Genomic DNA, 421 nt, shown 5'->3' on the forward strand with positions numbered 1-421 from the left:
TTCCTTTCACCGTTTTCCACTTTGGGTGACGTTCTATCAACCAATCAACATCAGTACAAAGCCAGGATTTCCTTGTTTCTATTCGACCGTGATCACCATGAATTTCTTCTGCAAAATCGAATTTATTAGCCCTAGACTTATTAATATTTGAATCTAAATAGAGTTTTACATCTTCATGGAACTCACCTTGATTACCTTTTAATGCAAGTACAAAATCGCCGTCTAAATCAACTATTTTAGCTGCTATTTTTGTTTGACATCCCATTGCATCAATTGTGATGGTGGCACCTTTAATATCAAGTAACTCCAGCAGTTTGGGGATCGCTGTTATTTCATTTGATTTCTCATCAACTTGAATTTGACCAAAGCACATGTTGTTTGCAACCGACCAAGCATTAACAAGCCAAATGGCCTTAGCGCC

Annotated in this window: 1 protein-coding gene; it reads right to left on the minus strand. The window is 37.5% G+C overall.

The annotated features are described in order from the left end of the window. On the minus strand, positions 1-421 hold a 421-nt coding region (locus CXF74_RS21735), incomplete at both ends, for an ISAs1 family transposase (RefSeq protein ID WP_157822535.1).

Origin of the sequence: Psychromonas sp. Urea-02u-13 (genome assembly GCF_002835995.1) — a bacterium.
Classification (GTDB): domain Bacteria; phylum Pseudomonadota; class Gammaproteobacteria; order Enterobacterales; family Psychromonadaceae; genus Psychromonas.